The 11,292-nt window shown below is 41.1% G+C and carries 8 protein-coding genes and 3 pseudogenes; 5 read left to right on the forward strand and 6 right to left on the reverse strand.

Going from position 1 to position 11,292, the window contains the following annotated elements:
• Positions 1 to 91: 91 nt before the first annotated feature.
• The 4 genes and pseudogenes from V7K89_RS28975 to V7K89_RS28990 all read right to left on the reverse strand — a co-directional run.
• Positions 92 to 2,266 (reverse strand): annotated as a pseudogene (locus V7K89_RS28975) (GAF domain-containing protein); the annotation flags it as partial.
• 554 nt (positions 2,267 to 2,820) lie between these two features.
• Positions 2,821 to 3,291 (reverse strand): N-glycosidase, encoded by a 471-nt coding sequence (locus V7K89_RS28980; RefSeq protein WP_335193443.1) that lies wholly within the window; start codon positions 3,289 to 3,291, stop codon positions 2,821 to 2,823.
• A 243-nt stretch (positions 3,292 to 3,534) separates the two neighbouring features.
• A complete protein-coding gene (locus V7K89_RS28985) occupies positions 3,535 to 4,308 on the reverse strand; it encodes an SDR family oxidoreductase (protein ID WP_335193446.1) in 774 nt (257 codons plus the stop codon).
• Positions 4,309 to 4,419: 111 nt separating this feature from the next.
• Complete coding sequence (locus V7K89_RS28990; protein WP_335193448.1) at positions 4,420 to 5,259, reverse strand: nuclear transport factor 2 family protein; 840 nt, start codon at positions 5,257 to 5,259, stop codon at positions 4,420 to 4,422.
• Between the two features lie 84 nt (positions 5,260 to 5,343).
• On the opposite strand from V7K89_RS28990, the gene murG reads away from it, so the two are divergent.
• Positions 5,344 to 6,417: an undecaprenyldiphospho-muramoylpentapeptide beta-N-acetylglucosaminyltransferase gene (murG, locus tag V7K89_RS28995; protein ID WP_335193450.1), complete on the forward strand. Its 1,074-nt coding sequence runs from the start codon at positions 5,344 to 5,346 to the stop codon at positions 6,415 to 6,417.
• 25 nt (positions 6,418 to 6,442) lie between these two features.
• The gene (locus V7K89_RS29000; RefSeq protein ID WP_335193452.1) at positions 6,443 to 7,732 is read left to right on the forward strand and encodes a hypothetical protein; all 1,290 of its coding nucleotides are present in this window, start codon (positions 6,443 to 6,445) and stop codon (positions 7,730 to 7,732) included.
• A 23-nt stretch (positions 7,733 to 7,755) separates the two neighbouring features.
• On the opposite strand, the pseudogene V7K89_RS29005 reads toward V7K89_RS29000, so the two are convergent.
• Positions 7,756 to 7,875, reverse strand: a pseudogene (locus tag V7K89_RS29005) (VOC family protein); the annotation flags it as partial.
• Positions 7,876 to 8,052: 177 nt separating this feature from the next.
• On the opposite strand from V7K89_RS29005, the gene psbA reads away from it, so the two are divergent.
• The 3 genes from psbA (at position 8,053) to V7K89_RS29020 (ending at position 10,826) form a co-directional block, all read left to right on the forward strand.
• Positions 8,053 to 9,135, forward strand: coding sequence for a photosystem II q(b) protein (psbA, locus tag V7K89_RS29010; RefSeq protein WP_335193453.1), 1,083 nt, complete (start codon positions 8,053 to 8,055; stop codon positions 9,133 to 9,135).
• Between the two features lie 245 nt (positions 9,136 to 9,380).
• Positions 9,381 to 9,890: a hypothetical protein gene (locus V7K89_RS29015; RefSeq protein ID WP_335193455.1), complete on the forward strand. Its 510-nt coding sequence runs from the start codon at positions 9,381 to 9,383 to the stop codon at positions 9,888 to 9,890.
• Positions 9,891 to 9,938: 48 nt separating this feature from the next.
• Positions 9,939 to 10,826 (forward strand): hypothetical protein, encoded by an 888-nt coding sequence (locus V7K89_RS29020; protein ID WP_335193458.1) that lies wholly within the window; start codon positions 9,939 to 9,941, stop codon positions 10,824 to 10,826.
• Positions 10,827 to 10,871: 45 nt separating this feature from the next.
• Here the strand turns inward: V7K89_RS29020 and V7K89_RS29025 are convergent.
• Positions 10,872 to 11,292, reverse strand: a pseudogene (locus V7K89_RS29025) (hypothetical protein); the annotation flags it as partial.

Consider the following 11,292-nt stretch of genomic DNA (forward strand, 5'->3'; position numbering starts at 1 on the left):
ATAATGCTTCTAAACTAAACATAGGGCAGGTGCTGGATTTAACGCTATTTTCAGCTTACTACCTGCTCCTTTCCTTATCCCGAACTCAGGTTAATGATAGTACTATTGAGCGGATGCGCTCGGTTCCTACTTGCATTGAGGTCATGATTTTTGGGAGGTCTTCTACCAAAAATTCAAAATCGATCGCTTCGATCGCGGCCTTAATTTCACTATCGGGCTGGGGATAGTGTAGCTGGTAGAGACGTAAAATTTCTAGTAGTTGTTCAGTGTAGTCACTGGCGTGGCACAGATTACCGTAAATAAAGTTAACGGGGTTGTTGATTTCGTGGGCGACACCCGCCACCAACTGTCCTAAGCCGGACATTTTTTCGGTCTGAATCAATCTTGTCTGTGTTTCTTGAAGTTCATGTAAGGTCTGCTCTAACTGAGTAGCTTGATTTCTGGCTTCAGTTTCGGCCTCAGAGGTTTGTTCGTAGAGTTGTGCTTGTTGAATAGCGATCGCAGCCTGATCTGCCACCTGCTGCAATAAATCAATTTCTGTATCCTGCCAATTTCTAGGAGCCTCACACTCATGGGCAATTAGTAAGCCCCATAGTTCCATACCCATATTAATCGGAACTATTAAGTTTGCTTGTACTTGCAGACTCTGCAAAAACTCTCGATGACAATCGCTTAAAGAAGCCGTTGAAAGGTTGTTAATTGCCCGTACCCTACCCTGACAATATAGACGGGTAAATTCATCAGGAAAGCATTCTGGTGGTGCATTCACTCCCAAAACAGACTGCCAATTGCCATTAATCTCTTCTACAATCACCGATTGAGTCTTTAGGTAGAAAATCAGCACTCGGTCTGAATTTAGTAGGGGACGGACTTCGCGAACGATGGATTGCAGGGTTGCCTGCAAGTCCAAAGTGCGGCGAATATGCTCTGTAACTTGCTTGATTACTTTGGTAAACATTAATGATTTTTCGAGTTCAGCAGTTTGCTCTTGCACCCGCAGTTCTAAGTTGGTATTCAGGGATTGTACCTGTTTATACATTTGCTGCTGCTGAATTGCCATTGAGAAATGATCGTATAAAGCTTGCCCTAATAAGATGTCTTCCAACTTCCACTCAGATGCTTGCCCTTTTTTCTGCTCTCGCCAAACCTCAAAAGAAAGCTGGGGTAATAGTTGTCGCCGATTTTGTTCGCATCGTCCCGCCCACAAGATTTCCGTTTCAAATTCAGACCGGAAAATACTTAATACACCGATAAGTTTTTCGCGGGAATGTAGGGGAATTACCATGAGTCCGCGAATTTGAGTAGAACGGAATGCTAAAGCCAAAACTCGCAAACGTGGTTCTTTATAGAGGTCAGTGGTTGCCCAAATATTACCTTGTTGAAACTCAGCTATCCAGTTTTCCCAGATGGAATGCTGTTCGATAATACTGTTATCTAACTCGTAGGAGAGTGTCGGTTGGTTGCCCCAGGTGTATAATTCTTGACTCTCTGCAATGTAAAGCCTGCCACCGACTCCACTGAAGGCAGTAATAACTTCTTCTAGTGCTCCTTGCAATTGGATTGTCGGCAGTTTATGCAATAGTGTGGTGACTCGATTAATTGTGGCTTCTCGCTTTTGCTTGGCTTGGGCTTCAGTTAGTAGATTACTTTGAGCGATCGCGATCGCTACCTGGTCAGCAACTTGCTGCAATACTTTTAGTTCCCGCTTCAAAATCTTTTGCGGTTCACTGTGGTGAGCTACCAACAATCCCCACAATTTAGGCTTTGCTGATTGTTCTTGTGGGTCGCAATCTAAAATTGGTACTACCAACGAAGACTGCACACCCATTGCTTTTAGGTATTGAATATGGCACTGGTCTGCTTGGCGATAGTAAATATTAGTTTCTAGACGTTTGCCAGTTTTTTTTGACTGTAGAGGCGATAGCCCGATCTTCTCATTTACCACATCGACAATCGAACGTTGCCCGGCTAACAAAAACATCTCTCTGGCGGCTTCTGGAATATCATCAGCTGGGAAGCGTTGACCCAATAAGGATGGCAGACGTTGCTCATGAATAGATTCTGCAATGACTTCACCACTACCATCAGCATCAAAGCGATACACTTTCACCCGATCTGCACCCAAAAATAAACCCACTTCGCTAACAGTAGTCGTTAATATCTCTTGAAGGTCGAGCGATCGCCTGATCTGTTTTGTCATCCGGTGCAGTAAACTTTCTTGGTCAAAGTTTTGCTGCAACTGGTTTAGTTTGTGCCTATGTATCATTGCTTATATACACCATTACATAAGTATAATTTTTTATATAATTGTCACTGGTTAAAATTGTCAACTTACAATGCTTTGATTTTCATCCCATTTCAAGAAATTCTTGCTGATAATGTGTCACTAGAAGCATACATGTATTACAAATATTCTTGGAAATGGATTCGAGGATGTTTGAAAAGTAACAGATCTTTTGCTTGTTCCCTGTAGCCCTTATAGAAGTGGATTTAGGGATATATAAAATAGCTGTATCAATAAATACTTATCAAATTTCATATCAAGTCTAAAGTTAAGAAATTTTTAATCATTGACATTTACTAATTTTATATTCTCAATCATTAAACTATTTCAGTAATTTTACTTAATTTAGATCTGGAAGAATTTCTTGAAATTAAAAATATTTTTTTAACATTTTTGTCCATTAACTCAATTAATTAAAACTTTTTCAAAGCAATAACTCAATTATTAATAACTTTTGAAAATATTTTTGACTGGGGAATTTTACTATTCCCCGTTTAATTGCTGACTTTATGTTGAATGTAACTATTTGGATTTAATTATTCATAAATTACTGTTAAAGATAGTAAATTACGAATTTCTTCACGCACACTCATGAGAGTTTTACCAAGATGGTTTTGACCGCTTTTATTAGCACCACAGCCCCAAAAAGAATCGGTTGGGGAGTTTTCAACCAAAATCTCATCACCTGTTTTCAGGAGAACTTCTCTGATATCGGCATGAGTGAGAAACTTTTTGAGTACAGCTTCTCGCATAATTTGAGTTTTGACCAAATCCCAGTCTCGTCGGAGTTGGCGAGTGCTACATCTTCCCAAAGTGGCAGCTTCTTCTGGGGTGGCGGCAGCATGGATGAGAGGTATAATTGCCGCATCTGTGCTGCCGACAAACTTTTGCGCTTGATAATAATGCTCAACCGTTGGCCAGTAAGCACCCTCGATGTGGATTCCGTGGAGAGAAAAGTTAGAAAAACAGCCATAAGGCTGCCAAACCTTATAAAAGTAAATGGTCATTTGAAAATTGCTCTTTTATATATCAATTTCAGGGTAACTGAGTAGGTAAAGCCTTAACAAACTCTCTAGACGTAAACTGAAACATAAACTGTAAAACTTTATATATCTGGTGAAATTAGATATGCCTTATCCAGAACCCTAGTAGAGATGTAGCACTGCTACATCTCTACATTTTTCTACCAAATGTCTCTTGAGTAGAGTAAGTCAAAGGGGTAAGCTTTTTTAGAATCAGATGGGTTACTTTTATGTTCGTCGATTAACTAAAGTAGCGCTAGCTTGGTCAACAGGCATTAGCACAACTTCATTAATATTGACATGGGGCGATCGCGTCACACAGAAAAATATCACATCAGCCACATCATCTGCTGTTAGAGGTGTAACTCCCTGGTAGACTTTGTTGGCGCGTTCAGTATTTCCATGAAAGCGTACCTCACTAAATTCCGTTTCTACCATACCAGGATCAACAGAAGTTACACGGACTCGCGTACCCAAGAGGTCTTGTTTTAAACCTTCAGAAATTGCTCTCACAGCAGCTTTGGTAGCACAGTAGACATTGCCACCAGGATAGGTTTGATGTCCGGCGATGGAACCTAAATTTACTACATGACCGCGATCGCGATTTACCATTCCCGGAACGACATAGCGGGAGACGTAAAGTAAACCCTTAACGTTAGTATCAATCATGTCTTCCCAGTCTTGAAAGTTGGCTTCGTGCAACTTGTCTAAACCACGACTCAAACCAGCATTATTAATGAGAATGTCGATGTCAGACCAGGCAGAGGGCAGAGTCGCAATAGCAGATTCAACAGCACTGCGATCGCGCACATCTAATTGTAATAAATAAATCTCAGTACTAAGGTCTTTACTTAGAGTATCTGCTAGCTGCTGCAAACGTTCTAAGCGTCGTGCCGCTAAAATCAGTTTTGCACCCGCACCAGCGAAGATTCTTGCACAAGCAGTACCAATACCGCTACTTGCACCAGTGATCAAAATAATTTGATTTTGTAGGGAAGTCATTAGGATAGTTAGGAGTGAGGAGTCAACAGTTATGAATTATGAATTAGCACAAGTTTCATCGTTCATAATTTATCATCAGTCGGTCTATAACTCCTAACTCCTAACTCCTAACTATTTCTTCACCACTTGTAGGCGCTGAGTTACCATCGTCATCCCATTACCTCGTAAGATGACAGCAGAAACCCATTGGCTACCTGGGGTAGATGGTGCTTGTCCTACTTTAAACAGTCCGCCAGATGTTAGTAATTCTAAATCGACGGGTGTAGGGTTAAGAAATTTATCTGCTTGGATAGATTCTTCTAACGCCGTTCCTAGTAAAAAATCATCACCAAGTGGCTGTTGAACGATCGCATCAAAACTATATTTCTGACCGACTTGCACTTGCTGGGGTAATTTAATATCAATTTGGGGCGGATTGCTACCAGAAGTAAGTAGAGTGCGTTCTGACAAAATATCTTGGCGGACTATTTTTCCACCTTGAATGCGCTGACGTGATTTAATCGTGGCATTGAGAGCTAACTTATTACTATTACCAGAGGGTAAGCCAGTTATCTTTGTTTCTGTTTCCGCAATAATTCCATTAGCTTCGGGTTTTGAAGATAGCAGTTTCGTGCTGTATTGCAATTTCGGATATCGTTGCCAAAGTGAAGTCAAAGACTTTTCTAGGGTTTGGAGGTTTAATCCATCGCCATGAGTGAAATTGGGACTGTAAAATTGCAACACCCCTTTGACATCACCTCGGCTAGCAGCGCTATCAACTTGTGTCAATAGGTTTGTCAGAGCGACTGGTGCATTTTGGGGTGTTGTGGCTTGAGATAATTGCTGTGGTGTCGTCGCCTGAGTACGTTGCCAACCACTTGTTAAACCAATGGTCAGTAAGACCGAAACTAGCCAGATATTTGCTGGAAATCCGAGTTGGCGTTTCACTAAGGCGGTAATAATGTTAGTCATTGGTAAGAGTTTACTGATTTGATTAGAGAAAGTAAGCAAATTGTTTTATCTTAGTTAAGCTAGACGCTAAACGGTAGAGGTTTGATGGCAAACGCACCGATACGATTATTAATAGCTGCCAGTGGGACTGGTGGACATTTGTTTCCAGCGATCGCATTGGCAGAAAAACTTCCAGATTATCAAATAGAATGGCTGGGAGTACCTGATCGCCTAGAAACTCAACTTGTCCCCAAACAGTATCCCTTGAATACTATTGCAGTTGAAGGGTTTCAGCAAGGGTTTGGACTTTCCTCGATTCGCATTTTAGGTAAACTTGCCCTTTCAATTCTAGAAGTCAGAGGAATTCTTAAACAGGGAAATTTTCAAGGGGTATTTACCACAGGAGGTTACATTGCCGGGCCAGCCGTCATTGCGGCGCGTTCCCTTGGTTTACCCGTGGTTTTCCACGAATCTAACGCCTTACCAGGTAAAGTAACTCACTTTTTTGGCCCTTGGTGTAGTGCGGTAGCCTTGGGATTTGAAGTCGCTGCTAAGTATTTACCGCGTGCCAAAAATGTTTATGTTGGTACTCCCGTAAGAGAGCAATTTCTTGATGGGGCAATTGATGCACCACTGGATTTAGCTATTCCTGATGGTGTACCTTTAATTATTGTTTTTGGTGGTAGCCAGGGTGCAATTGCAATCAATGAGTTAGTGCGCGAATCTGCAAAAGCCTGGTTTGATGTTGGTATTTATGTAGTACACTTAACTGGCGATCGCGATCCAAAAGCAGATAGTCTCAAACATCCACAGTACATAGCTTTACCTTTTTACAACAATATGGCAGCATTGTTGCAACGAGCAACTCTTGCTATTAGTCGTTCTGGCGCAGGTAGCTTAACAGAATTGGCAGTGTGTGGAACGCCAGCGATTTTGATTCCTTACCCCTTTGCCGCAGAAGACCATCAATCTTACAATGCAGACGTATTTACAAAAGCGGGTGCAGCGTTAACGTTGAAGCAATCTGAGTTGACGACTGAAGTATTGCAAAGTAATGTGTTGAATTTATTGCAGTCACCGCAAGAGTTAGCAAAAATGGGGGAAAAAGCAAAGGCGATCGCAGTTCCTGATAGTGCCGAAAAGTTGGCGCAGTTAGTGCGTGAGGTGATAGAAACATAACGTTAATTATTTAGCATTAGAGATTATGTTATTTAGCAAAAAAATTCGCTTCACAGTAGGTTGTGCTACCTTATTACTTGTCAGTTTAGCAAGTAGTTATCTATATACCCACTCAAAAACTAAACAATTAGCTCAACAAAATCAGTCATTTACTCAACAACAAAATTTTGCCCTACTTCAATCACATATTTCTCTGACCTCAAATCAAGCTGCTGATCAATTTAGATCAAGGTTTCAAAATGCTTTTACATCTCGACAGAATTTATTAGCAGTATCTGCACCCTATCCAGTTGTTGATGAGTTCAAAAAATATAAATTTAACATTAATGGCAACCAGATTGCTACTCCAGGAAAACTACCAAATAGTAAGGTTAAGTTCAATCAAGGAGATTTATTAATCGTTCTTGCTAATACTAGAAAATATTTTCAAGATTATGCTTCAGAAGATCCAGATATTATGCGTACAGGAGTGCTTGCTACTCAAGGAGTTACTGTAGCAGATGTGCTCAAAACTTTGGATTTCATGATTGCTGTTCTGAAGGAGGATATTGCTCATAATCGGGCTACTCGTTTGCAAGACTCTAAATTTATCAATACCAATTTTCGAGTCATTAAATGGTCTGCCTACAACCCCAAAAGTAAACAACAGAAACAATTACGAATTACCAAATATGCTGTTTTTACTCACCCTGGTTCCCGCAAGAAAACCTCTACTTTTAATATACCAATTTATAGCTTAAAAGACAACTATAATAATGATAAGTTCTATACTCGATACACAAAGCAAGATGTTTTGTCTGGTATTTATGAACCAGGTGGTCGAGAATTTGGAAAAGTTACAACTCTTGCTTATCTAACCAGAAATGGCTTAGAAGAAGCAATTATGGAAGGAACAATCCTGATTAATTTTACAGATGGTTATAAGGCATTTTTTAATGTAGATAGAAACAATGGAATAGCTTATATCCGTGGATTAAAGGCAACAGCACAAAAGCGTTATTGGTATTTTAGAGAAGTTGATGCTATTAAAGGCTATGGATACAAAATAGATGCAAAAATTTCTATCAAACCTGGAGTTACTTTTGCTGGAGATGTTTTGAATATCGGTTTAGGTAAAGTGATTGTAATTGAGCATACTCAAGGTGGGCGCAAACATCTGCAAATGGGAGTCATCGCCGATACAGGTGGAGCATTTTTACCCAATCTTTATCAGCTCGATTTTTTGGCAGGTATTTCTAAGAATAAAAAAGAATTTGGGCAGAATATCAGCCAATTACCAGACTATGCTACAGCATATTTTTTAGTCAAGAAGTAATGCATTGACCTGATGTCAAATATCTATGCACGGGTTAACAATTCTAAGTTGTGGTCATCCAAGTCATAAAAATAGAAGCCACCACCTTCATTCCAGTGGTTAATTTGTCCTTTATTCCGATGCATGGGGTCGCTACTGTGTTCACTGTATTTGGAACACCGGCAAACACTAAGATACAACGCTTCAATAAGCAAACCTGATAACTTGTATCAGGTTTACTGAAGTAATAAAACTTGATTAAAAATTGTAAAGCAGTGTAAAGTAATTTCACAGGCGAAAACAAAACCGCCTGATTCATAAGTAACTGCAATCATAAAACCATGACAGTAACCTTACAACAGCGCTCAAGCGCCAACGTATGGGATCGATTCTGCGAATGGATCACCAGCACCAATAACCGCATATATATCGGTTGGTTCGGTGTAGTAATGATCCCCACCCTGCTAGCAGCTACCGCTTGCTTCGTAATCGCCTTCATCGCTGCACCTCCAGTAGACATCGATGGTATCCGCGAACCAGTAGCAGGTTCGTTGATTTACGGAAACAACATCATCTCAGGTGCAGTAGTACCTTCCTCCAACGCCATCGGTTTGCACTTCTACCCAATTTGGGAAGCAGCATCTCTAGATGAGTGGTTGTACAACGGCGGTCCTTACCAGTTGGTAATCTTCCACTTTTTGATTGGCGTATTCTGCTACATGGGTCGTGAATGGGAACTATCCTACCGCTTAGGAATGCGTCCTTGGATTGCAATCGCATACTCTGCTCCCGTTGCAGCAGCAAGTGCAGTATTCTTGGTATATCCCATCGGACAAGGTTCATTCTCTGATGGTATGCCCTTAGGAATAAGCGGAACATTTAACTTCATGATCGTGTTTCAAGCAGAACACAACATCTTGATGCACCCCTTCCACCAATTAGGTGTAGCAGGTGTATTCGGCGGCAGCTTGTTCAGTGCAATGCACGGTTCTCTGGTAACTTCTTCCTTGGTTCGTGAAACCACCGAAACTGAGTCCCTTAACTACGGTTACAAATTCGGTCAAGAAGAAGAAACTTACAACATCGTTGCAGCCCACGGCTACTTCGGTCGTCTGATCTTCCAATACGCTTCTTTCAACAACAGCCGCTCCTTGCACTTCTTGTTAGCAGCATGGCCTGTAGTCGGTATCTGGTTCACCGCCTTGGGTGTAAGCACAATGGCATTCAACTTGAACGGTTTCAACTTTAACCAATCAATCATTGATTCTGAAGGTCGCGTCATCAGCACCTGGGCAGATGTAATCAACCGCGCTAACCTGGGTATGGAAGTAATGCACGAGCGTAACGCTCACAACTTCCCTCTAGATTTGGCTGCTGGTGATGTTGCTCCTGTAGCTCTAGCCGCTCCTGCTATCAACGGTTAATCATAATCTGAGATACGCTCCTCACGCTTTTCTATAAACAAAAGACGCTCTCCTAGAAGGGGGAGCGTTTTTGCATTGGGTTAATTGCTACGTTAAGCATGGCACTGGACACTTTTTTCAAGTGCAAAAATGATCGTTATAGTTGAGAACTTAGGAAATAATTATCAAAAAGTAAATTTTACGGGTAATAATTGCTAGCAGCGCAGATAATTGCCTCAAAGCTCAAGTTTAAGGAGGAGCCAAGAATGATTTTACACCGTGGGCGTAGGGTAGTAGCTGCTTTGTTGCTGTCAGTGGTACTACTGACGACTGCCTGTAGTCCGAAAACACCTGGACGTTTTGACCAGGCACAAAAAGAAAGCACTCAACAAAAAAGTGGTCAATCGGTAGCTAAAACCGCAACTCAAGGTAGCGAATTTAATAAACTTTTCCCAAAAGCTAGTGATGGCTACCAACGCGTCTATACCCAAGAGAAAAAAGGCTTTGCGGAAGCGAAGTTGAAAAAAGGCGGTAAAGATATAGCGGTGCTGTCTATTTCTGATACCACTAGCACACCCAATGCAGCAGCAAAGTTCTCGAAAAGCACTAAAAAAATTGGCGGTTATCCTGCAATAGAATTTGGTAAAACGCAAACTGCAATTTTGGTAGGTAAGTACCAAGTAAAAGCACTTTCTCGTGATTCATCATTTACAGCTAGCGATCGCGAAGATTGGCTAGAGAAGTTTAATCTTAATGGTCTGGCTAAACTGAAATGATTTGCACTACTAACATTCAGATCATAAAACCTAAATAAGGAGATTTTTGTGAGCAAATCGATTGTTGAGTTGGTTGATCAATTGCCAACTGGCGGCTTGACTGTTTCTATGTTGAAGTCACTCGATTTTGTTGCTCCTGGAGAGTGGCAAAATACCGTCGGCTTTGTCAACACTATTAAGACTGTCACTAGCGAAGACGACGAAGATTTAATTCAGCAAATTGGCGAAAGAGCGATTTATCTATTCAATGATAAATCCCAAGGATATCAAACAGCTTTGTGGTTATATCAAACTGTTGATGGTACAGATAGAGCGCTTGGTGCAGCAGCTTTAGCTAACAAAGTCGGCGAAAAAATTCCTTTGTTGGGTTTTTTAAACTCTGTCACTCCCAAACCAGATAAAGCCCAAACCATTGATTTGACATTAAAATTAGTGGCTGAGTTGGTAGCCTTCTGTCAAATTAATGGCATTCCGGGAGACAGTATTGGGGATTTTGTCGCTTCTTTAGGTGAGTATAGTGGTGAGTCACTGATCCGCATGGTGGCGTTAGTTTGCGTTGATGGTTTGATACCTTTGGGGCCAGATTTTATCAGCAAAGTGATATCTGGGCTGAATCAAACAAATCCACAGGAGTTAGAACAAAACTCAACTTTCCAAAATATTAAAGATGTGATTCCAGGTAACAATTCTGCTGGAAAACTCAACTTTATCGGCGAAAGCTTTGACTCAGTTAAAAGTTGGATGAGTGGGTTAGTTAGCACCAATAATTTAACGCCCCAAAAGGTTGTCCACAACTTGCAAAGTTTTACTGATATTGCTGATGACAAGTTGGACTACCTCGCAGCATTCCTGGATGTAGCAACAAATTATTATGAGCACACTGGCACACAAACTTTAGCACATCGCTTGATTGAACGAGCGGTGGCTGAGATTTAGGTTAATGGTAAGTGGGGACTGGGAAGATTTCCCAATCTCCAATCCTTATTGGGGTAAATGCAAATCTGCTGCGATCGCATACAAGTAAGGTTGAAAAATAGCCAAGTTTTCTAGTTGCTCAAACTTACCTGTTTGCGTACCTGTGTCAAATGCAGTGGTAATTACGTAAAGTTTAGTGCCATCAAAGGCAACATGACCGATATGTTGCTCTTGTACGCCACCTTGTTGCTTAAGTCCGACGAACCCATAGCGGATTCCTTGAAGCTTACCAATAGGTACTGGTTGCGGTGGGTAGGCAGAGAAAATAATCTCTTTTCGATATTCACCCTGACGATCTTTGACAAACGCAGCGTAGTGGTCTCGAACCCAAGTCTTATACCAATTCTCTAAAAGCTGGCTACAGATAGTGCCTCTAAAATATATTGCCTTCGGGCAATAGATGCAATAATTGGTTTGGTTAATTTGC

This window comes from Nostoc sp. (genome assembly GCF_036917515.1).
Lineage (GTDB): Bacteria > Cyanobacteriota > Cyanobacteriia > Cyanobacteriales > Nostocaceae > Nostoc.